General features: G+C 70.9%; 23 protein-coding genes and 1 riboswitch. Of the genes, 14 read left to right on the top strand and 9 right to left on the bottom strand.

Annotation, left to right across the window (positions count from 1 at the left end; all coding sequences use genetic code 11):
• Positions 1 to 15 precede the first annotated feature (15 nt).
• From uraD to alc, 8 genes are all read left to right on the top strand, one after another.
• Complete coding sequence (uraD, locus tag Psi02_RS01410) at positions 16 to 489, top strand: 2-oxo-4-hydroxy-4-carboxy-5-ureidoimidazoline decarboxylase (protein WP_203970914.1); 474 nt, start codon at positions 16 to 18, stop codon at positions 487 to 489.
• A complete protein-coding gene (uraH, locus tag Psi02_RS01405) occupies positions 486 to 833 on the top strand; it encodes a hydroxyisourate hydrolase (protein ID WP_203970912.1) in 348 nt (115 codons plus the stop codon). The genes uraD and uraH overlap by 4 nt, the downstream gene beginning before the upstream one ends.
• Positions 834 to 837: 4 nt before the next feature.
• A complete protein-coding gene (gene pucL / locus Psi02_RS01400) occupies positions 838 to 1,698 on the top strand; it encodes a factor-independent urate hydroxylase (RefSeq protein WP_239094569.1) in 861 nt (286 codons plus the stop codon).
• 4 nt (positions 1,699 to 1,702) lie between these two features.
• Positions 1,703 to 2,566: an FAD binding domain-containing protein gene (locus tag Psi02_RS01395; RefSeq protein WP_203970903.1), complete on the top strand. Its 864-nt coding sequence runs from the start codon at positions 1,703 to 1,705 to the stop codon at positions 2,564 to 2,566.
• Positions 2,563 to 3,036, top strand: a complete 474-nt coding sequence (locus Psi02_RS01390; RefSeq protein WP_203970901.1) for a (2Fe-2S)-binding protein — start codon at positions 2,563 to 2,565, stop codon at positions 3,034 to 3,036. Before Psi02_RS01395 ends, Psi02_RS01390 begins: the two co-directional genes overlap by 4 nt.
• A 151-nt stretch (positions 3,037 to 3,187) precedes the next feature.
• Complete coding sequence (locus tag Psi02_RS01385; protein WP_239094504.1) at positions 3,188 to 4,552, top strand: 8-oxoguanine deaminase; 1,365 nt, start codon at positions 3,188 to 3,190, stop codon at positions 4,550 to 4,552.
• A gap of 32 nt (positions 4,553 to 4,584) precedes the next feature.
• Positions 4,585 to 5,895, top strand: a complete 1,311-nt coding sequence (gene allB / locus Psi02_RS01380; protein WP_203971580.1) for an allantoinase AllB — start codon at positions 4,585 to 4,587, stop codon at positions 5,893 to 5,895.
• Between the two features lies 1 nt (position 5,896).
• Complete coding sequence (gene alc, locus Psi02_RS01375) at positions 5,897 to 6,871, top strand: allantoicase (protein ID WP_203970899.1); 975 nt, start codon at positions 5,897 to 5,899, stop codon at positions 6,869 to 6,871.
• A 60-nt stretch (positions 6,872 to 6,931) separates the two neighbouring features.
• On the opposite strand, the gene pknB is transcribed toward alc, so the two are convergent.
• The 4 genes from pknB to thiO all read right to left on the bottom strand — a co-directional run bounded on the left by pknB (position 6,932) and on the right by thiO (position 11,257).
• Positions 6,932 to 8,875: a Stk1 family PASTA domain-containing Ser/Thr kinase gene (gene pknB, locus Psi02_RS01370; protein WP_203970897.1), complete on the bottom strand. Its 1,944-nt coding sequence runs from the start codon at positions 8,873 to 8,875 to the stop codon at positions 6,932 to 6,934.
• A gap of 164 nt (positions 8,876 to 9,039) precedes the next feature.
• On the bottom strand, positions 9,040 to 9,834 hold the full coding sequence (locus Psi02_RS01365) for a thiazole synthase (RefSeq protein ID WP_373317581.1): 795 nt from the start codon (positions 9,832 to 9,834) through the stop codon (positions 9,040 to 9,042).
• Positions 9,831 to 10,031: a sulfur carrier protein ThiS gene (thiS, locus tag Psi02_RS01360; RefSeq protein ID WP_203970895.1), complete on the bottom strand. Its 201-nt coding sequence runs from the start codon at positions 10,029 to 10,031 to the stop codon at positions 9,831 to 9,833. Before thiS ends, Psi02_RS01365 begins: the two co-directional genes overlap by 4 nt.
• Positions 10,028 to 11,257, bottom strand: a complete 1,230-nt coding sequence (thiO, locus tag Psi02_RS01355) for a glycine oxidase ThiO (protein ID WP_239094503.1) — start codon at positions 11,255 to 11,257, stop codon at positions 10,028 to 10,030. The genes thiS and thiO overlap by 4 nt, the downstream gene beginning before the upstream one ends.
• A riboswitch (TPP riboswitch) is annotated at positions 11,246 to 11,357 on the bottom strand. (Overlaps the previous gene by 12 nt.)
• Before the next feature lie 128 nt (positions 11,358 to 11,485).
• On the opposite strand from thiO, the gene Psi02_RS01350 reads away from it, so the two are divergent.
• The 3 genes from Psi02_RS01350 to thiE are packed head-to-tail and all read left to right on the top strand — an operon-like array spanning position 11,486 to position 13,764.
• Positions 11,486 to 12,664, top strand: a complete 1,179-nt coding sequence (locus tag Psi02_RS01350) for an NAD(P)/FAD-dependent oxidoreductase (protein ID WP_203970893.1) — start codon at positions 11,486 to 11,488, stop codon at positions 12,662 to 12,664.
• A gap of 43 nt (positions 12,665 to 12,707) precedes the next feature.
• Entirely contained in the window at positions 12,708 to 13,082 is a 375-nt protein-coding gene (locus Psi02_RS01345) for an Rv2175c family DNA-binding protein (RefSeq protein ID WP_203950878.1), read from the top strand.
• A gap of 28 nt (positions 13,083 to 13,110) precedes the next feature.
• Positions 13,111 to 13,764: a thiamine phosphate synthase gene (thiE, locus tag Psi02_RS01340; protein WP_203971637.1), complete on the top strand. Its 654-nt coding sequence runs from the start codon at positions 13,111 to 13,113 to the stop codon at positions 13,762 to 13,764.
• A 36-nt stretch (positions 13,765 to 13,800) separates the two neighbouring features.
• Here thiE and Psi02_RS01335 read toward each other — a convergent pair whose 3' ends face one another.
• The gene (locus Psi02_RS01335; RefSeq protein WP_203970891.1) at positions 13,801 to 14,868 is read right to left on the bottom strand and encodes a polyprenyl synthetase family protein; all 1,068 of its coding nucleotides are present in this window, start codon (positions 14,866 to 14,868) and stop codon (positions 13,801 to 13,803) included.
• Positions 14,869 to 15,014: 146 nt separating this feature from the next.
• On the opposite strand from Psi02_RS01335, the gene metF reads away from it, so the two are divergent.
• Entirely contained in the window at positions 15,015 to 15,944 is a 930-nt protein-coding gene (metF, locus tag Psi02_RS01330; protein WP_203970889.1) for a methylenetetrahydrofolate reductase [NAD(P)H], read from the top strand.
• A gap of 9 nt (positions 15,945 to 15,953) precedes the next feature.
• Here the strand turns inward: metF and Psi02_RS01325 are convergent, their stop codons facing one another.
• Together Psi02_RS01325 and Psi02_RS01320 are read right to left on the bottom strand one after the other, a co-directional pair.
• Positions 15,954 to 16,505, bottom strand: a complete 552-nt coding sequence (locus Psi02_RS01325; protein ID WP_239094502.1) for a GNAT family N-acetyltransferase — start codon at positions 16,503 to 16,505, stop codon at positions 15,954 to 15,956.
• A 102-nt stretch (positions 16,506 to 16,607) separates the two neighbouring features.
• Positions 16,608 to 17,084 (bottom strand): YbaK/EbsC family protein, encoded by a 477-nt coding sequence (locus Psi02_RS01320; protein WP_239094501.1) that lies wholly within the window; start codon positions 17,082 to 17,084, stop codon positions 16,608 to 16,610.
• Between the two features lie 129 nt (positions 17,085 to 17,213).
• Here Psi02_RS01320 and Psi02_RS01315 point away from each other — a divergent pair, with 129 nt between their 5' ends.
• Both Psi02_RS01315 and Psi02_RS01310 read left to right on the top strand, forming a co-directional pair.
• Positions 17,214 to 18,065: a peptidoglycan-binding protein gene (locus Psi02_RS01315; protein WP_203970887.1), complete on the top strand. Its 852-nt coding sequence runs from the start codon at positions 17,214 to 17,216 to the stop codon at positions 18,063 to 18,065.
• Positions 18,066 to 18,513: 448 nt separating this feature from the next.
• The gene (locus tag Psi02_RS01310; protein ID WP_203950873.1) at positions 18,514 to 18,948 is read left to right on the top strand and encodes an SAV_6107 family HEPN domain-containing protein; all 435 of its coding nucleotides are present in this window, start codon (positions 18,514 to 18,516) and stop codon (positions 18,946 to 18,948) included.
• A 108-nt stretch (positions 18,949 to 19,056) separates the two neighbouring features.
• Here Psi02_RS01310 and Psi02_RS01305 read toward each other — a convergent pair whose 3' ends face one another.
• Together Psi02_RS01305 and bldD are read right to left on the bottom strand one after the other, a co-directional pair.
• A complete protein-coding gene (locus tag Psi02_RS01305) occupies positions 19,057 to 20,301 on the bottom strand; it encodes an arginine deiminase (RefSeq protein ID WP_203970879.1) in 1,245 nt (414 codons plus the stop codon).
• Between the two features lie 201 nt (positions 20,302 to 20,502).
• Positions 20,503 to 20,997: a transcriptional regulator BldD gene (gene bldD / locus Psi02_RS01300; protein ID WP_203880615.1), complete on the bottom strand. Its 495-nt coding sequence runs from the start codon at positions 20,995 to 20,997 to the stop codon at positions 20,503 to 20,505.
• Between the last annotated feature and the right edge of the window lie 329 nt (positions 20,998 to 21,326).

Raw genomic sequence — 21,326 nt, 5'->3', positions numbered from 1 at the left:
TGTCTACTTGCCTGCATGCGTGAACTCAGCCAGGAGGACCTGCGTTCCTGCTGCGCGTCCACGGCCTGGGTGTCGGCGGTCGCGCGGCGGGGGCCGTATCGGGACCTCGCCGGGCTGATCGACGCGGGGGAGGCCGCGATCGCAGGCCTGAGCTGGGCCGACGTGGCGGAGGCGCTGTCGGCGCATCCCCGGATCGGCGAGCGGCGGGCCGGAGACGGCAAAGAGGCCGCGTGGTCGCGGAGCGAGCAGTCGGGGACCGCGACGGCCGGCCAGGCGGTGCTCGACGCGATCCGGGACGGCAACGCCGCCTACGAGGAGCGGTTCGGGCACGTCTACCTGGTCTGCGCGACCGGCCGCAGCGCCGAGGAGATGCTCGTGTTCCTGCGCGAACGGCTCGCGGGCGACGAGGAGTCCGAACGGAAGATCGTCCGCGAGGAGCTGACCGCGATCGTGAAGTTGAGGCTGGCGAAGCTGTGGGAGGGCCGATGAGCCTGTCCACCCATGTGCTCGACACCGTCACCGGACGGCCCGCCCCCGACCTGTTCGTACGGCTCTCGCGCCGCGCGGCGCACGGGTTCGTCCCGGTGGCGGAGGGACGGACGGACGGCGACGGCCGCATCCGCGACTGGTCGCCCCTGGGCCGCGAGTGGATCGCGGACGGCGACCCGCGCCCCGGGACCTACCGGCTCGTGTTCGACACGGCCGCCTACCTGGGGCAGGACGCCTTCTTCCCCGAGGTCAGCATCGTGTTCACCATCCGCGACGCCGGCGAGCACCATCACGTGCCGCTGCTGCTCAGCCCGTTCGCCTACTCGACCTATCGGGGGAGCTAGCTTGATCATCTTGGGTCCCAACAGGTACGGCAAGGCCGAGACGAGGGTGGTGCGGGTCACCAGGCACGGCGACGCCCACCACATCAAGGACCTCAACGTCAGCACCTCGCTGTCCGGCGACATGGCCGAGGTGCATCTCAGCGGGGACAACTCGGCCGTGCTGGCCACCGACACGCAGAAGAACACGGTCCACGCGTTCGCCAAGAAGCACGGCGTGGGCGCGATCGAGGACTTCGCCCTGCTCCTGGCCCGCCACTTCGTGGACTCCCAGCCGACCGTCCACCACGCGCGGGTCGCGATCGAGGAGTACTCCTGGGAGCGCAACGGCGCCTCCGGGCACTCCTTCGTGCGATCGGGCGGGGAGACCCGCACCTGCGTGGCCCACTACGACGGCTCGCAGGCCTGGGTCGTCTCGGGGCTGACCGGCCTGGTCGTCCTCAACACCACGAATTCGGAGTTCTGGGGTTACATCAAGGACGAGTACACGACGTTGCCGGAGACCCGCGACCGCATCCTCGCCACGGCCGTGGACGCCACCTGGCGGCACGCCGCTCCGGACGGCGGCGCCTACGACAAGTCGTACGAGAACGCCAGGCAGGCGCTCCTCGCGGCCTTCGCGGGCACCTACAGCCTCTCCCTGCAGCAGACCCTCTACGCCATGGGGTCCCGCGTGCTGAAGGACTGCCCCGAGATCTGCGAGGTACGGCTCTCACTGCCCAACAAGCACCACTTCCTCGTGGACCTGTCGCCGTTCGACCTGGAGAACGACGGAGAGGTGTACTTCGCGGCCGATCGGCCGTACGGGCTCATCGAGGGCGCCGTCCTGCGCGAGGACGCTCCCGGCGCCGGACCGGCCTGGGACTAGCGCCATGGACTTCCTGCGCCCTGTCACCTGGGAACAAGCTCTGGCGTACAAGGCCGAACGGCCGGAGGCGACGCCGATCCAGGGCGGCACCGACGTCATGGTGGAGATCAACCTCGACAAGGGGCGGCCGGCCGCCCTGCTCGACCTGAATCCCGTGGCCGAGCTGACCCGGTGGTCGACGGAGGGGACGGAGATCCGCGTGGGAGCCGGGGTGACCTACACCCGGCTGATCGCCGAACTGGGGCCGCTCCTGCCCGGTCTCGCGCAGGCGTCGCGGACCGTCGGGTCGCCGCAGATCCGCAACAGGGGCACCGTCGCCGGCAACCTCGGCGCCGCCTCGCCGGCGGGGGACGCGCATCCGCCGCTCCTGGCCTCCGGCGCCATCGTGGAGGCGGAGTCGGTGCGCGGGACGCGGATGATCCCGATCACCGAGTTCTACACCGGCGTGAAACGCAACGCGCTGCGGCCGGACGAGCTGATCCGCGCGGTGCGCATCCCCGCGGCGGCCGGCCCGCAGTACTTCTCCAAGATCGGCACAAGGAACGCCATGGTGATCGCGGTCTGCTCGTTCGCCGTCGCCCTGCATCCCGGGGAGCGGCGCGTGGGGACGGGCATCGGCTCCGCGGCCCCCACGCCCCGGCGCGCGCCGGAGGCGGAGGAGTTCGTCGCCGCCGCGCTCGACTGGGAGGGCCGTTCGCCGCTGGATCCCGGTGCCGCCCGGAGGTTCGGCGAGCTCGTCGCCGGAGCGGCCGCGCCCATCGACGACGTGCGCGGGCGGGCGGACTACCGGCTGCATTCGCTGGCCGTGATGGCTCGCCGCACGCTCGGGTGGGCATGGAACGACTACACGGGGAGGGGGCCGGCATGAGGGTGAACATCAGTGTCAACGGCGAGTCGATGGCCGCGGACGACGTCTGGGAGGGCGAGAGCCTCCTCTACGTCCTCAGGGAACGGCTCGGCCTGCCGGGGGCGAAGAACGCCTGCGAGCAGGGCGAGTGCGGCTCGTGCACGGTCTACCTGGACGGAACCCCGGTCTGCGCCTGCCTGGTCGCGGCCGGCCAGGCGGAGGGCCGGGAAGTGATCACGGTGGAGGGCCTGGCCTCGGGCGGGGAGCTGGACGAGGTCCAGCGGTCCTTCGTGGAGGCGGGAGCCGTACAGTGCGGGTTCTGCACTCCCGGGCTGATCGTCCAGGCGCATTCGCTGATCGAGAGCACGCCCGGGGTTCCCGCGGACGCCGAGATCCGCGAGGCCCTGGCCGGCAACCTCTGCCGATGCACCGGGTACGAGAAGATCCTCGACGCCGTCCGCCTGGCCGCCGTCCGCAAACACCAGCCGTGATCATGCACACCTTCGTGATCATGCCGCCCTGCCCGCGAGCCTCCCGTGCGTGATCATGCACATGTTCGGAGAACACCCCTCCGGCCTGCCCGTTCTCCGGGCGTGATCATGCGCACCTTCGCCGCCGACCACTCTGACCTGCGAGTTTCCTTTGCGTGATCATGCAATACGGCGAGTCGTCATCGAGAACGCCCACATCGTCCCGGTCGTCGGGGAGGAGATCCCCTCCGGCCACATCGTGATCGAGGACGACCGGATCACGGCCGTCGGCCCGGGCGCGGCGCGAGCCGTACCCGAGGGCGCGCAGCGCGTCGACGGATCCGGCTGCCTGGCGACCCCGGGGTTCGTCAACACCCATCACCACCTCTACCAGTGGGCCTCGCAGGGCGTCACGCCCGACGGGACGCTGTTCGAGTGGCTGGTCGCCAGCTACCGGTTGTGGGGACGGATGGACGCCGAAGTGGTTTCGGGAGCGGCGACGGCCGGGCTGGCCTGGCTGGCCAGGTCGGGCTGCACGACGTCGACCGACCACCACTACGTCTTCCCCAAGGGGCGCGGCGACCTGTTCGACGCCGAGATCGAGGCGGCCCGGCGGGTGGGGGTGCGGTTCCATCCGTGCCGCGGCTCGATGGACCGCGGCCAGTCCCAGGGCGGGCTGCCGCCGGACGACCTCGTCGAGGAGGCCGACGAGGTTCTCCAGGCCACCGAGGATGCCATCCGCAAATATCATGATCCGTCGTTCGGTTCGATGCTCCGCGTCGCCGTCGCGCCCTGCTCGCCGTTCTCGGTGACCGGCGAGCTGATGCTCAGGTCCGCGGAGCTCGCCCGCTCGTACGGCGTCCGCCTGCACACCCACATCGCGGAGACCGCGGACGAGGACGAGCACTGCAGGGCGCAGTTCGGCATGCTCCCCGTCGAGTACCTCGAGCAGCTCAACTGGCTCGGCCCGGACGTGTGGCTCGCCCACTGCGTCCATCTGACCGACGCCGACATCCGCCGTTTCGCCCAGACCGGCACGGGCACCGCCCACTGTCCCTCGTCCAACGGACGCCTCGGCGCGGGCATCGCCCGCATCTCCGACCTGCTCCGCGCGGGCGCCCCCGTCGGACTCGGCGTCGACGGCGCGGCCTCCAGCGAGATGACCCCGCTCGCAGGCGAGGTGCGGATGGCGATGCTCATGCAGCGCGCCCGGTACGGCCCGCGCGCCCTGACCGCCCGCCAGGCACTCGAGTTGGCCACCATCGGCGGGGCTCGGTGCCTCGGACGTGAGAAGGAGATCGGCTCCCTGGAGGCCGGCAAACTGGCCGACATCGCCCTGTGGCGGCTCGGCGGCTACCACGCGGCGATCGACGATCCCGTCGTGGCGTTCGCGTACGGTCAGACCCCGCACCTGGCCAGGCTCCTGGTGGGCGGCCGGACGGTGGTCGAGGACGGCGAGCTGCGGACGGTCTCCGACGCCGAGGCCGCAGAGGCGGGGGCACGGGCCCACCGCCGGCTGCTGGCGGCCGCCGAGTGAGCGCCGCCGAGAGCGTCCCGGACGCCACGGCCATGGACGAGCCGTACGACCTGGTCGTCCGGTCGCGCCGGGCCGTCACCCCCGACGGAGAGCGCCCGCTGGTGGTGGCCGTACGAGCGGGCAGGATCGCGGCCCTGCTGCCCTATGACGAGCCGCCTCCCGCGCGGGAGACCGCCGACCTCGGCGACCTCGCGTTGCTGCCCGGTCTGGTGGACACGCACGTCCACGTCAACGAGCCCGGGCGGACCCACTGGGAGGGGTTCGCCTCGGCCACCAGGGCGGCCGCCGCCGGAGGCGTGACGACGATCGTCGACATGCCGCTCAACTCGCTGCCGCCCACGGTCGACGTCGCCTCGCTGGAGATCAAGCGGAAGGCGGCCCGGGGGCAGTGTCACGTCGACGTCGGCTTCTGGGGCGGGGCCGTGCCCGGCAACGTGGCGGACCTGCGGCCGTTGCACGAGGCCGGCGTCTTCGGCGTCAAGTGCTTCCTGTCTCCCTCAGGCGTCGACGAGTTCCCCGCGCTCGATCGCGACGGCCTCAGGGCCGCGCTCGCGGAGCTGGCGTCGTTCGACGGGCTGCTCATCGCGCACGCGGAGGATCCCGCCGCGCTGACCGAACCGACCGGCCCGACATATCCGGACTTCTTGAGGTCTCGTACCCCGGACGCCGAGCGGAGAGCCGTCGAGCAGGTCATCGAGCTGGCCGCGGAGACGGGAGCACGCGCCCACATCGTGCACGTCTCGGCCGCCGCCTGCGTCGAACCACTGCGCCAGGCTCAGCGGGACGGCGTGCGGATCAGCGCCGAGACGTGTCCCCACTATCTCTGCCTGACCGCCGAGGAGGTCACCGGACCGGCGTACAAGTGTTGCCCGCCCGTCAGGGAGGCCGCCAACCGGGACGCTCTCTGGCAGGCCCTCGCGGACGGCGTGCTGATGGGGATCGTCTCCGACCACTCGCCGTCGACGCCCGATCTCAAGGTGCCCGACTTCGCCGCGGCGTGGGGTGGCATCTCCTCGCTCCAGCTCGGACTGCCCGTCGTCTGGACCGCCGCCCTCTCCCGGGGGTACGGCCTGGCCGACGTCGTCAGGTGGATGGCCCGGGGGCCCGCGGCACTGGCCGGCCTGCCGTACAAGGGGGGCCTGCGGGCCGGCGCGGACGCCGACCTGGTGGCTTTCGACCCGGCGGCCGAGTTCACGGTCGACGTGGCGGCGCTGCACCATCGCAACCCGGTCTCGCCCTACCACGGCAGGACGCTGAAGGGCGTCGTGCGGACCACGTGGTCACGCGGTGTGGCGGTCGACTACGTCACGCCGAACGGACGGTTCCTGACCCCAGGGAGATGAGATGACGGACTTCACCCGCTTGCCCGATCTTGCGCTTCGGACGTACGGCGGGGCCGTCGTCGCCGCCAACGACGAGTCGTTCGCGGAGCGCGAGGCTCTCATCAGGCCGGGACCGCCGTCGTTCCAGCCGCACACGTTCGGAGCGAAGGGCCAGCTTTACGACGGCTGGGAGACCAGGAGGCGCCGGGAGCCGGGTCACGACTGGGCGATCGTACGGCTCGGCCTCCCCGGTGTGATCAGGGGGATCGTGATCGACACCGCCTGGTTCAAGGGCAACTTCCCGCCTCACGCGTCGGTCGAGGCGTGCGCCGTGGACGGCCTGCCCGCACCGGGGGAGCTCGCCGAGCGGGCCGACTGGGTGGAGATCGTGCCGGCGAGCGCGCTCAAGGGCGACACCGCCCACCTGTTCGAGGTCGCGGACCCGCGCCGTTTCACCCACGTGCGGCTGAACATCTTCCCCGACGGGGGCGTGGCCCGGCTGCGCGTGCACGGGGAGGTCATGCCCGACCCCACCTTCCTGAGAGGGCTCACCGTCGACCTCGCGGCACTGGAGAACGGGGGTCTCGTGATCGCCTGCTCCGACGAGTTCTACTCCTCGCCCAACAACGTCATCGCGCCGGGACTGTCCAGGAACCAGTCCGAGGGATGGGAGACCGCCCGGCGCAGGGACGGCGGCAACGACTGGCTGGTCGTGGCCCTCGCGGGCGCAGGCACCGTGGCCGTGGCCGAACTCGACACGGCGAACCTCGTCTTCAACGCCCCCGGCTGGGCCTCGCTCAGCGGGATCGACGCGGGGGAGGCGGCGCTGGAGGAGGAGAAGGCGTGGTTCCCGCTGCTTCCCCGGACACCGCTCCAGCCGGACACCCGGCATCGCTTCCGTCTCGACAGCGACCGCAGGATCACCCACGCCCGGCTCGACGTCTACCCCGACGGCGGCCTCGGACGGCTCCGCCTGCTCGGCTCGCTCGCGCCCTGACCTGGCCGCGGTCCGTCCCGGCGCCTCAGAGAGGCCGGGCAGGACCGCGGGACAGGGGTGTCAGTGCCAGATCATGATCGTGCTGCCCGCCGGTTGCTGGCCGAGCGGTTGCTCGCCCACCACCCGCTGGGTGCCGACGAGGTTGCGGGTCTTGACCTTGAAGCCCGCCGCCTTCAGCTCGTTCTGGGCGTCCTGCACGGCCTTGAACCGCACATCAGGCACGTCGATCAGGTTGGCCTGCTGGTCGCCGTTGTTCTCCCACGGCCAGTGGAAGCCCTGATCGGGGCCTCGGGAGACCGTCAGGCGGACGTTCGCTCCGGCCACGGTCTCCGAGCCGCCCGCCGGATCCTGGGCGATGACCGTCCCCGGCGGGGTGTCGTCCGCCGTCTCGTCGATCTGGACGTTGAAGCCCTTCTCACGGAGGAACTGCTCGGCCTGGTCGCGCAACATCTGCGTGACGTCCGGCATGAGCAGGCCCGCGCTGACCACGAGGTTGACGGTCGAGTTCTTCCTGACGCGCTTGCCCACGTCGGGGCTCGTCTTGACGATGAGGCCGCGGGCCACGGTGTCGCTCGCGGTCTTGCTCACGCGCCCGACGTTCAGGCCCGCCTTCCCGATCGCCTCGCGGGCGTCCGCCTCGCTGAGACCCTGGACCTTCGGCACCGGCACGGTCTCCGGGCCGGCCGACGGGATGAGCGTGATCCGTGCGCCCTTGTCCACCTCGGTCCCGGCCACGGGGTCGGACTCGAGCACCATGTCCTTTTCCACGCGGTCGTCGAAGCGCGCCTTCCCGACCGTGACGATGAAACCCTGCTGCTCGGCCGCATGCTTGGCGACCGTGATGTTCTGGTTGAGCAGGTCGGGCACCTTCGTGTAGCGCCCCTGCGAGAACCACCAGCCGGTGAGCGCCACGCCGGCGACCATCAGCAGGGCGAGGCCGGCGATGAACCAGGTCGACCGCCTCTTCAGCACGCCGCGGCGGGGACCGTCCGGCGGCGCGGTCAGCAGATCGGTCCGCGGCTGGATCATCGTGTGGTTGGCCGGTGCCGGCGTGTGGTGCCCGGGGGCGAGGTACTGCCCCGTGCTGTACGGCTGGGCCGGCATGGTCGCCCCGGAGACGGGCACGGGGGCGGCGTGCTGACCCGCCTTGGGCGTCTTGGGCAGAACGCGGTGCACCTCGACGGCGGCGACCAGCATCGCCGTGGCGTCGGAGGGGCGCCTGGCGGGGTCGCGATCGGTGGCCGCCGCGACCAGGGCGTCGAGTTGCGGCGCGATGTCGCCGACGACCGCGGACGGGACGGGGACGCTGTCGTGGACGTGCCGGTAGGCGACCGACATGGGTGTGTCGCCCTCGTACGGCTGCCGCCCGGTCAGCAACTCGAACAACATGATGCCGACGGCGTAGACGTCGCTGCGGGAGTCCGCCACGCCGGCCGTGACCTGCTCGGGCGACATGTAGCCGATCGTGCCGATCATGATGCCGGTCTTGGTCTGGTTCGTCGCCTCGACGGCGCGAGCGAGGCCGAAGTCGACGACCTTCACGCGGCCGTCGTCGGTGAGCAGGACGTTCTCCGGCTTGACGTCCCGGTGGACGAGGCCGGCCTGGTGGGCGGCGCCGAGCGCGGCCAGCACCGGGATGACGATCTCCAGCGCCTCGCGCGCGGGCAGGCGGCCTCGCTTGCGCAGGACGTCGCGCAGCGTCCGGCCGGGCACGTACTCCATCGAGAGATAGACGTGCTTGCCGTCGGTGCCCTGGTCGAAGACCTGCACGACGTTGGGGTGGCTGAGGCTGGCCACGGACCTGGCCTCGCCGATGAACCGCCGCACGAACTGGGGGTCCTCGGCAAGCGTGTGGTGCATCACCTTGACGGCGACCGTACGATCGAGCCGGACGTCCAGAGCCAGATAGACGGAGGCCATTCCGCCCCGGGCGATCCGGGACTCGACGCGGTAGCGCCCGTCGAGCACATGCCCAACGATCGGGTCGGTTAGCGTCGTGTCCACGCGCCCGAGTTTAAGGGTGATTTGCCACTCGCCGGGCTCGGGAATCCCAAACTGAGACCTTTTCCGGCGTCAATTCGACGCCAACGGAAAGGTCACTTGCTGCGATAACCGTCATTTACGGCGGCCTTGACCCCTGGTGAGGGCCGGAGGCGCCCCGGCCGGGTTCAGGCCGTCCGAGAGGGCGACGACGCCTCCGCGTACCGCCGCATGGGGATGCGTCCCGCGATCCGGGCCGCCCGCCCGGCCGTGACGGCGTGACGCATGGCGGCGGCCATCAGGCCGGGCCGTTGCGCCCTGGTCACGGCGCTCGCGAGAAGCACGGCGTCGCAGCCCAGTTCCATCGCCAGCGCGGCGTCGCTCGCCGTGCCGATGCCCGCGTCGAGGATCACCGGGACTCCGGCGGACTCCACGATCAGCTCGATGTTGTGCGGGTTGCGGATGCCGAGCCCCGAGCCGATCGGGGCGCCGAGCGGCATCACCGCGGCGCACCCGGCCTGCTCCAGCCGCCGGGCCAGCGCCGGGTCGTCGCCGATGTAGGGGAGCACGACGAACCCGTCGGCGACCAGTCGTTCGGCCGCGTCGAAGGTCTCGATGGGGTCGGGCAGCAGGGTCCGCTCGTCGGCGATGACCTCGAGCTTGACCCAGTTCGTCTCCAGGGCCTCCCTGGCCAGGCGCGCGGTGAGGACGGCCTCCCCGGCGGTGAAGCATCCCGCCGTGTTGGGCAGCACCTTGATGCCCTTCCTGCGCAGCACGTCGAGCACCGACCCCCGCGCCGCCGGGTCGAGCCGGCGCATCGCCACCGTGGTGATCTCGGTGCCTGACTCCTCCAGCGCCTCCTCGAGGACGTCGAGCGAGGGGGCGCCGCCGGTCCCCATGATCAGCCGGGACGTGAACTTCTCCCCGCCCAGGGTCAGCACGTCGTCCATGCCCGCTTCCACTTCCACGCCGTCCACGCTCATCCTCCCTGCACCGCCGTGAGCACCTCGACCAGGTCGCTCTCCGACAGTCGCGTCGACTCCCACGCGCTCCTGCTCACGACCTCGCCGTTCACCGCGACCGCGACGCCGGACGTCATCGGCGTCAGGGTCCGTACGGCCTTGCCCACCGTCGCCCCGCCCGGCAGTTCGACGGCGCCCCCATTGATCGTTATCTTCATCGGCTGAATCTCCCTGGATCGCACGACTCCACCACCTGCGGGACCGGCTCCCCGGTGAGGAACGCCGCGATGGCGTCGGCGGTGATCGGGGCGAGCAGGACGCCCGCCCGATGGTGCCCGGTCGCGGCCAGCAGGTCCGGCGGCCGGGGCGGCCGCGGTGCGGCGGGCTCGGCCGGCCCGCGTGGTCCCGTCCCCCGCAGCGGGCCGATGAGCGGCAGGTTGTCGGGGGTTCCCGGGCGGAAGCCGACGGTCGTCTCGGACAGCTCCAGCTCCGTGACGCCGGGCACCAGTTCGCGGGCGTCGCGGAGCAGTTCGTAGACCCCGCCCGCGGTGACCCTCCCGTCGAACCCCATCTCCTCCATCGTCGCGCCGAGAGTGATCTCCCCGTCGCCCCGGGGGACGAGGTAGGCCGGAGCGCCGTGGACCAGCCCTCGCACGCAGCGCGTGAGGAACCCCTCGGGGCCGCGCAGCCGCAGGATCTGGCCCTTGATCGGCCGGATCGGCAGGCCGGGCACGAGAGAGGGCGACCACGGGCCGGCCGCGACGACGACGCTCGTGGCCCCGATGACCTGGCCGGATGCCAGCCGTACGCCGACGACGCGGTCGCCGTCGAAGGCGAGACCGCCGGCCCGCTCCGTGATGACCGTGCCCCCGGCCTTGGCCAGCGCCGCCAGCAGCGCGGAGACCACGCGGCGCGGGTTGACCCAGGCGTCGTCCCGGGCGAGCAGGCCGCCTCGGACCGAGGGCGAGAGCATCGGCTCCAGGGCGCGGCAACCCCGCCCGGTCAGGCGCTCGACCCGGAGGCCGAGGGACTCCTCGAACGACGCGAGGTCGTCCAGGTAGGCCATGTCGTCGGTGCCGTAGGCCACGTCGAGGGTGCCGTCGGTCCGGTAGTCGAGGTCCTCGCCGCTCTCGCCTTCGAGGTCGGCGCGGAACGCCGGCCACATGGCCAGGGACGCCAGGCCCAGGCGCAGCAGCGGCTGCTCGGTGTAGGTCACCTCGCTGACGGGCGCGAGCATCCCGGCGGAGGCGTGGGTGGCGCCGCTCCCCGGGCTCGGGTCGACGACGACGACGGACAACCCCCGCCGCGCCGTACGCCAGGCGACGGACAGGCCCGCCACGCCGGCGCCGACGACGGCGACGTCGTAAAGCGGGGAAGCGTCAGGAGAGCCGTCCGGGACGGCGGAGGAACCGGGCTCGGCGGCGGTTCGTCGCAGATCAGGCACTGCGCTCCCTTCGCCGGCATTACCCGGATCAGGTCGATTGCGGTCGAGAGCCTCACGCTCTCCTCTCAGCCCGGCCTGCCGGGCTCCCGCGCGTCTTACGCCCCTAGCCTAGCCCTGATCGGGAGGGATACGCACAAGGCGGTCATTACGCATTGTGCGCAGTACTTAGTCAATTCGTTATCCACTCTCCATTGGCGGGTGGCCGTGTCGGCAATCTATGGTCAGGTCGTGGATCACGTCGTGGTTGTGGGAGCCGGTCTCGCCGGCGTGCGAAGTGTCGAGGCGCTGCGTGCCCACGGGTTCGCTGGGCGGATCACGCTGGTCGGCGAGGAACCGCATCGCCCCTACGACAGGCCGCCGCTGTCCAAGGCGGTGCTGCTCGGCCAGGCCGACTCCACGGTCGTCGACTCCGACCTCGAGGCCCTCGACGTCCGGCTGTGCCTGGGCATCGCCGCGAAGGGCCTGCGCGACGGCGTGGTGGAGACCACGGAGGGCGAGCTCGACTACGACGGCCTCGTCATCGCCACAGGCGCCTCGCCCGTACGGCTGCGGGGCGAGGGCCGTCAGCACGTCCTGCGCACCATCGACGACGCACTGGCCCTGCGGGCACAGCTCGTCCCCGGCGCCAGGATCGTGGTGATCGGCGCGGGCTGGATCGGCGCCGAGGTCGCGACCGCCGCCGCCAAGGCCGGCTGCGCGGTCACCGTGATCGAGGCGGGTGAGGCGCCGCTGTCCGCCGCGCTGGGCGTCGCCGCCGGCGGCCACACGATCCCCTGGTACGGCAAGGCGGGCGTCGAGTTGCGGCTGGGTGCGATGGTCGGCAGCGTGGACCCGGACGGGGTGACCCTGATGTCGGGCGCCAGGATCGAGGCGGACGTCATCCTCACCTGTGTCGGCGTGCGCCCCGCCGTCGACTGGCTGAAGGGCTCCGCCGTGGCCGTCGAGGACGGCGTGGTCGTCGACGAGCACCTGCGGACCTCGCTCGCCAACGTGGTCGCCGTCGGCGACTGCGCCAACTGGTGGTCGCGCAGGTTCGGACGCCGGATGCGGGTCGAGCACTGGGACACGGCTCTCGGCGCCCCCGACACCGCGGCGGCGACGCTGCTCGGCGAGGTCGCGGTCTACGACCCCGTTCCGTATTTCTGGTCGGAGCAGTTCGGCCACATGGTGCAGTTCGCCGGGCACCGGGGGACGGCGGAGCGCCTGCTGCTGCGGGGGGATCCCCTCGTGGACGAGAAGTGGGCGGTATGCTGGCTCGCCGCCGATGATCGGCTGGCGGCCATCCTCACCGTCGACCGGCCGCGGGACCTCGTGCAGGGGCGCCGCGTCGTCGAGGGTGGCCAGCGGCTCGACGTCACCCGGTTGATCAATCCGGCAGTGACTCTCCGCGACTGTATTATGGCGTAATCGAGGTGTTTCCTGGAAGGTCGGCTGTGGTAATGGTGGTTTCGTGACGCTTACTGTTGCGCAGATCGACGTGGAGACCGACCGGCTGGTGGGGGAGTGGCTCCCCCTTTCCGAGGTCGCGGAGAGGCTGAGGCTGTCCATCGGACGAGCCAAGCAGCTGCTGAAGGACAAGAAGCTCGTCGGCGCCCGCAGGGGCGGCGGTGAGCCGCACATCCCGGCCGTGTTCATCGCGGACGGGGATGTCCTCAAGGGGCTTCCCGGCACGCTGACCGTGCTGTCCGACGCGGGCTACGGCGATGTCGAGGCGATCCGGTGGCTGTTCACACCGGACCCCTCGCTTCCCGGTTCGCCGATCGACGCGGTCCTCGCGGGACGGCACACCGAGGTCAAGCGGAGGGCTCAGGCACTGGGATTCTGATCCCGGCGGCCCGTGGCATTGTGGTCGGGTGACCGACACCCGGCGCGAGCGACTCGCGCATGCCAGGCTCTATCTCTGCACCGACGCCAGGAGGGACCGCGGCGATCTCGAGGACTTCCTCGACGCGGCCCTGGCGGGCGGAGTGGACATCGTCCAGTTGCGGGACAAGGGCCTGGAGGCGCGTGAAGAGCTCGAACTGCTCGAGGTCTTCCGTGCTGCCTGCGACAGGCATGGGGCGCTCCTGGCGGTGAACGACCGGGCGGACATCGCCCACGCGGCCCGCCCGGACATCCTTCACCTGGGCCAGGACGACCTGCCCGTCGCGCTCGCGCGGGAGATCCTCGGCCCCGGCATCCTGATCGGCCGGTCCACGCACTCGGCGGACGAGGCCTCGGCCGCGGCGGTGCAGCCCGGCGTCGACTACTTCTGCTGCGGCCCCATCTGGCCGACCCCGACCAAGCCTGGCCGCCACGCGCCCGGCCCCGCCCTGCTCAAGCATGCCGCCGATCTCGGTGCCGGCCGGCCGTGGTTCGGCATCGGGGGGATCGGGCTTGACACGCTCGACGAGGTCATGTCGTACGGCGTGCGCCGTGCCGTCGTCGTGAGGGCGATCACCGAGGCCGACGACCCCCGGGAGGCCGCGGCCGGGCTGCGGGCGCGGCTCGCCTCGGTTCCGCTCTGACCACGCGGACCTCCGTAAGACCCGCTTCGGCCGTGCTCAGGTCCGCCGGGACGTGGCCGCCACGGCGAGCGCGGCGAGGGCCGTACGTGCGCTCTCGTCGATGGGGGCATGCTCCAGAGCGTGCAGGGCGTCGTCGAGGAACCGTTTGATCATCTCCTCGCACGCCGACAGCGCGCCGGTGTCCAGGATCACGGAGCGGAGCCGCTCGACCCCGTCCGCGTCGAGCAGGGGATCCCCGAGCAGGGTGCGCACGACCTCCGCCTGGGCGGGCGACGCCACCGAGAGGGTCCGCGCGATGAGGATGGTCCGCTTGCCCTCGCGCAGGTCGTCTCCCGCCGGCTTCCCGGTCTCCGCGGGATCGCCGAAGACGCCGAGGATGTCGTCGCGGAGCTGGAACGCGATGCCGACCTGCTGGCCGTACTGGACGCAGAGTTTGTCGATCCACGGGTGCTGGGCCCGGGCCGCGAGCACGAGGCCCAGCCGGAGCGGCTGCTCGACGGAGTATTTGCCGCTCTTGTAGAGGGCGACGCGGAGCGCCCCGTCGAGGGTGCTCTCTCCCTGGGCCTGCTCCAGCAGGTCGAGGTACTGCCCCGACATGAGCTCGGTCAGCATGTGCTCATGGACCGGCTGCGCCGCGGCGAGCGCCTCCGGCCCCAGACCGCTGTTGCGCCACATCTCGCCGGCCCAGATGAGGAGCAGGTTGCCGAGCAGGACGGCGGCGCCCTCCCCGAACTGCTTCGCGGACCCGTGCCAGCCGGCCTGCCTGTGCATCTGCTCGAACTTGCGGTGAACGGCCGGCATGCCGCGGCGGACGTCGCTGGAGTCCATCACGTCGTCGTGGATGAGCGCGCTCGCCTGCAGGAGTTCGAGCGAGGCGGCGGCGGCGTGGAGCGCGGGGTCGTCCCCGCCTCCCGCGGCACGCCAGCCCCAGTAGCAGAAGGCCGGCCGCAACCGCTTCCCGCCCGCGAGGAAGTCCTCCGCCGTGCTCAGCAGGACGGCCAGCTGAGGGTCGGTGAACAGAGGACGCTGCCGGTCGACGAACATGCGCAGAGATCGGTCCACCTCCGGGCGAATGAGGTCGAACGGAGCGGCGGAAGCGGTCATGCTTTGAGGGTAACCGCGGTTGATCGAACGTCCTATCTGGAGATACCCCTGTTGCTACTGTTTTGTGATTAGTCTCGCACCGTCTGTGCCCGCCGGGCGGGGTGAGAGGCTCTGGCCCGGTTGACGCGACATGTAACGTTGGGGCCATGGCTCTCGGTCTTCCGTCACGGCTTCCTGAACGAGTTCCGACGGTCCGCGAGCTGCTGGCCGCGGGTGAGCGATCGTTCTCGTTCGAGTTCTTCCCGCCGAAGACCGATGAGGGTGAGCGCCAGCTGTGGCGGGCGATCCGTGAGCTGGAGGCGTTGCGTCCCACGTTCGTCTCGGTGACCTACGGCGCCGGGGGTTCCACCCGTGATCGCACGGTGGACATCGTCGAACGCCTGGCGCACGAGACGACGCTCACACCGGTCGCCCACTTCACTGCGGTCGATCACTCGATCCGCGAGCTGCGGCACCTGATCGGCAGGTTCGCCGACGCCGGCGTCCGCAACATCCTCGCCGTGCGGGGGGACCCGCGCGGGGCCGACCCCCTGAGCGAGTGGGTCAAGCATCCGGAGGGCGTGCTGTACGCCGAGGACCTGGTCCGGCTGATCCGTCAGGCGGGCGAGTTCTGCGTCGGGGTCGCGGCCTTCCCCTACAAGCATCCGCGGTCGGCGACGATCGAGTCCGACACCGAGTTCTTCGTCCAGAAGTGCCGCGCCGGAGCGGACTACGCGATCACGCAGATGTTCTTCAAGGCCGACGACTACCTGCGCCTGCGCGACCGGGTCGCGGCCAGGGGCTGCGACACCCCGATCATCCCGGGCATCATGCCCGTCACCCAGATGAGCACCATCGCGCGCTCGGAGCAGTTGTCGGGCGCCCCGTTCCCGCCGGAGGTGGCCGCGCGGTTCGAGGCGGTCGCCGACGATCCCGCGGCGGTGCGCCGGCTGGGCATCGAGCATGCCGCCGAGCTGTGCCGGACCCTCCTCGACGAGGGCGCGCCCGGCATCCACTTCATCACCTTCAACCGGTCGAGCGCCACCCGCGAGGTGTTCGAGGCGCTGGCCCCCGCCACCGCGACCGTACGCCGCTGACCTGCGGGTTCACCCCGCCAGCGGAGACAGAGGCAGGCTCGTGCCGGCGATGGCGTAGTCCTCGTAGCCGCCGGGGAAGACGAACTCCGTCATGAGGTCGACGAAGCCGATGTCACGGTAGAGGTGGCGGGCGGCCGTCGGCGCGTCGTGGGTGGACAGTACGGCCGTGCGCTCGCGCCGGCCCTCACAGAGCCCGTGGATCATCCGGCGGCCGATGCCCTTGCCCTGGTGGTCGGGGTGGACGTGGACCTCCGCGATCTCCAGGGCGTCCCCGAACCAGTTCTCCGCGATCGGGGCGCCCGCCCGGTCCCGCAGGGCGCGGCGGACCACGTCGTGCCACCACTGCCCGGGAGTGCCGTGAAAGCCGTAGGCGAAGGCGACGATCTCCGGAGCCTCCGCGAGCATGCACACGAAGTCGGGATAGGTCGCGTGGTTGCGCATGATGGCGAGGCGGCCGGGGAGCTGATCCGGCGGCGGGCGCATGGCCGCGGCGTAGATCGTCAGCACCGTGTCGAGTGCCGCGATGAACCGGTCGGGCCCGACGCGTCGCAGTTGGATCACTTTCCGGACCCTAGCAAAGACCGCGTGCCCCGCCCGCCGATGAGAAGCCGCCGGCGGATCTTTCCCGGGCCTCACGGACCGTCCACGCCATCCACCAGGGCCTCATCCGACCTCTGCGGCCGTGCCTCCGGTGATCTTCAGGAGCTCGCCGTACGTCGTGGCGAAGACCGTGTGCGGGTGACCCGCCGCGGCCCAGACGGTCTCGTGCTCGTCGAGCCAGGTGTCGACCAGGGTGCGGACCTGCGCCGGGTGCCCGACGGGGGCGACGCCGCCGATCGGCTGGCCGGTGTGCTCCCGGACGAACTCCGGGGTGGCCCGCCGCACCTTCCGCGCCCCCACGAGGCCGGCGACCAGGTCGGTGTTCACGCGGTGGGCCCCGCTGGTGAGCACGAGCAGGGGGGCGTCGTCCGCGTTGAAGATCAGGCTGTTCGCGATCGCCCCGATCTCGCAGCCGAGTTGGGCCGCGGCCGTCGCGGCCGTCGGCGCGCTGTCCGTGAGGACCACGATTTCGCTCTCGATGCCGTGTGAGCGGAGGGCTTCGGCCACCCGGACGGCGTTGGGATGCAACTTTTCTGGCACGCGGACACTCTAAACACGGTGAGTGGGCATGAGCGATCCGTTATCGCCACTTGATCCCTCGATGGGACGGGCCCACCATACCCACAGGATCCCTTGATCCAATTTGGCCTAAACGAGAGGTTGGACGCGATGGGGGGACGACGGAAGTTGGCCGCCGCCGCGCTGGTCACGGTGGGGGCCGTGACGCTGATGGCGAGTGGTCTGTCCGAGGCCGCACAGGCGCGGACGGGCACGACGCGGATCACCGCCGTACAGGTGGCGACCGTGGGGGCGACGACCGCCTCGCAGCTGGGAACGGCTCTCCAGGAGAGCATGGTCACGTCGGCGGCGGCCTTCACGGCGCCGTCGAAGACGCTCAAGTACGGTGCGAAGGGCGCCGCGGTCAAGACGCTGCAGACGAGGCTCAAGCAGCTCGGTTACGTGCCGGGGAAGGTCGACGGCGTCTACGGCTCGGGCACGAGGGCCGCCGTCTGGGCCTTCCAGAAGGTCCAGGGCATCAAGCCGACCAGCACGGTGGCGTCGAAGACGTGGAACGCGCTGGAGAAGCCGAAGGCGCCCACGGTCCTGGTCCCCAAGGGCAAGCCGACCAGGGTCGAGATCAACCTCACCAAGCAGATCATGGTGTTGTACCGCGGGGGCAAGCGGAAGCTGATCTCGCACATCTCATCCGGCAGTGGGATCCCGTACACCGAGTGGGTGGTGTGGAACGGCAAGCGGCAGAAGTTCTCCGGGAACGCCAGGACGCCTACGGGCAACTACAAGACGACGTGGCGCGTGAAGGGCTGGCACACGTCCTATCTGGGATCGCTGTACAACCCGATCTTCTTCAACGGCGGCATCGCGCTGCATGGCGCGACGTCGGTTCCGCTGTACCCCGCGTCCCACGGTTGCGTCCGGCTCCCCATGCCGGTCGCGCAGATCCTGCCCGGTCTGCTCGGCACGGGCGTGCCCGTCCACGTCCGCGGCAAGTTCGTCCGCTGAGAGGGTCCCGGCCCCACGCCGGGAGTACGGCACGGCAGGCTCGAGGCCTCGCGCGAACATCTCGCGCGGGGCCTTCGCCGTTGCCGGAGAGGTGGCCGGAGGTGGGGCGCCCGGCGGGCGGGAATCGAATACGTGTTCGCTCTCATCCTTGACACGCGCTGGTGTCGAATCTATGTTCGATGTAGTGGGCGTGAGACTCGCGGCTCGCGCCCACCCCGTTGGACCCGTGCCTTCGTCGTCGGCGGAGACGAACGCGGCACGGCCCGCGGCGTGGGCCGGACGGGGAGAGGGGAAGCTCCTCGTCCGGCCGGCCTCGGGAGTGCCGGCGGTGTTCGGGAATTCCATGTCGTCGTCGGAGATTGCTGACCTCGGCGGAATTGTCGGTGGGACCTGTAACTGTGATCTCACCGGCGATCACCGCCGGCTGCCACGACTCGAGGAGGCGGGCATGACTGGACAGATCGAAGAGCGGAGCGGGCCCAGGGTCTCGCAGACCGTCCTGGCGCACCTCGGTGACGCCAGGACGTGCCTGGCGGACGCCACCATGGGGCGCACGCCCGCCGACAGGTACGTCTCGGCTCACCTCGCGGCACTGCGGGCAGCCGCGGCCATCCTCGCGGCACGGCCCCGGCCGATGGACGGGCGCAAGCGGCGGCTGCGCAGCGCCTGGGAACTGCTGCCGGAGGCGGAGCCCAAGCTCGCGGACTGGGCCGCGTTCTTCGCGGTCAGCGCCACCAAGCGGGCGGCGGCCGAGGCCGGCTTGGTCCGGGTCGTGACGCCCAGGGATGCGGAGGAGCTCATCGCCGAGGCCGACAGATTCGTCGGCGAGGTCGAGGCGATCCTGGGGGTCCCCGGCCAGTCGGCCCTGCCGATGGCCGGCTAGGAGTCGCGGCAGGCCCGAGGCGCGGCCGCTCACACGGAGTCGTGGCAGGACCCGGGGCTCAGGCGCGGCCGCTCAAACGCGGCAGGGCCGAGGCTGGGGCGCGGCCGCTCAGACGGCGTCGCGTTCCAGCGGGCAGCTCATGCAGCGCGGGCCGCCCCGTCCGCGGCCGAGTTCGCTGCCCCGGATCGTGATGACCTCGATCCCGTGCCTGCGCAGGTAGTTGTTGGTCGTGGTGTTGCGCTCGTAGGCCATGACGACGCCGGGCTCCAGCGCCAGCACGTTGCAGCCGTCGTCCCACTGCTCCCGCTCGGCGGAGCGCACATCCTGCGACGGGGTGAGGATCTTGATATCGTCCAGGTCCAGCGCCCGCGCGATGGCCTGGTGCATCTCCGCAGGAGCATGATCGGTGACCTTGAGCTCCTTCTCGTTGTCGCCCGGCTCGATCGTGTACGACGGGAGCATGCCGAGTCCGGCGTACTTGGTGAACACGCCCACGTCCACGTTGGTCATCACCGTGTCGAGATGCATGAAGGCCCTGGCCTTCGGCATGTCCAGCGCCACGATCCTCGTCGCGGAGCCGGCGGCGAACAGGTTCGTGGCCAGCATCTCGACCGCCTGAGGCTGCGTGCGCTCGCTCATCCCGACCAGCACGACGCCGCTCCCGAGCACCAGGACGTCGCCGCCCTCGATGGTCGCGGGGGCGGCCCGGGTGCCGTGGTACCAGACATGGAAGCCGCCCTCCTCCGGCCGGTCGTAGCCGGCGGCGAACGCCGGATGCCACCGGTAGACGGCCTCGTAGTTCACCGTCTCCCGCCTGCGTGCCTTCTTCCGCATGGCGTTGATGGACACCCCGTCGTACACCCAGCACGAGGTGTCGCGGGTGAACATGTGGTTGGGCAGCGGAGGCAGGACGAAGTCGTCGGCCTTCAGAGTGTGGAACGCGATCGACTTCGGGGCGCAGCCGAGCTCCATGATCTCGCGCTTGGTGATCCCGCCGGTCAGGAACGGCGCGAGCGTGGCCGCGTCGAGGCCGTCGAGGGTGTTCCTGATCGCGTCGGCGGCGAGGGGGCCGAACCAGCGCTCGTCGACGGTGCCGTCGAGGACGTGCTTCCTGGCCTCGGGAACGGCGACGGTCTCCTCGATGAGGTCGCCGAGCAGATGGACCCGGACGCCGCGGGCCGCGAGGGCCTCACGCCACTCGTGGTGCTCCTCCAGCGCGCGCTGGACCCAGAGCACGTCGTCGAAGAGCAGATCGTCCTTGTTGGAGGGGGTGAGCCGCTTCAGCGCGAGCTCGGGGATGTGCACCAGGACCTGGCGGAGTTTCCCGACCTCCGAGCCGACATGAAAGGTCATATCCCTTCACATCCTCGTCCACCAGGAGAGTCTCCGCAACAGGAGGTGCAGGGGTGATCCTGTGTGACGGACGGTGTCACCCGCGACTACGCCAAGCGCAGGAGAGCCCGTCGCGTCCGGGACCGAGACGGCCCGGACGATCGACCTCGCGTGACGAACCCGGACGGGCCGCCTCCCCGGACGGGGGGCGACGTGGCCGGGTCAGAAGGACTCGACAGCGCGCCGGGCCTCCGCGTCGAGCACACCCCAGCTGATGAACTCCTCGGTCAGCTCGACCGGCGACTTGTCGTAGATGACGGCGAGCGAGCGCAGGTCCTCCTGGCGGATCGACAGCACCTTGCCGTTGTAGTCACCACGCTGGCTCTGGATGGTCGCGGCGTATCGGGCCAGCGGCCCGGCCTTCTCCTTGGGCAGCTGCGAGAGCCGCTCCAGGTCGATGACAAGCTTCGGCGCGGGCGCGAGCGGGCTGGGCGCGGCCCCTCCGGGGAGCAACTCGGAAACCGGGACCCCGTAGAAGTCGGCAAGCTCGGCAAGCTTCTGCACCGTCACCGCACGGTCGCCACGCTCGTAGGAACCCACGACGACGGCCTTCCACCGGCCGCGCGACTTCTCCTCGACCCCGTGCAGGGACAGGCCCTGTTGGGTGCGGATGGCGCGGAGTCGTGCGCCCAGGGACTTGGCGTAGTCAGACGGCATTGGATGGCCCCCGGCTTTCTATGTCTGTTCTCACTTGATTCTGCTTCCTCGGCCCGAGCGTTCCGAACACCGGGGTTGCACTGAGTCAGGCACCATCGGTGACCATTGCGTCGGGTTTTACCCAGGAAGGTCGCGAGTTGTGGTTACGGACAGTGACGGTAAAGCCGTCACTGTCAAAGGTCAAGCTGATTGGAAAAAAGAGCGCCAAACAGTGCTCTGGCCGAAATCCCCGACACGTGCCGCAGCCTGGGAGTTTCGGACCACTCCACCGTAGGCGACCGAGCCAGGCGTTCCGTACATCGTCCCTGGCGAGAGGGGGTCTGAAGCCG

It is taken from the genome of Planotetraspora silvatica, from assembly GCF_016863315.1.
Lineage (GTDB): Bacteria > Actinomycetota > Actinomycetes > Streptosporangiales > Streptosporangiaceae > Planotetraspora > Planotetraspora silvatica.
The sequence above is the reverse complement of the archived record's forward strand: the minus strand, read 5'-3'. Positions and strand labels throughout refer to the sequence as shown.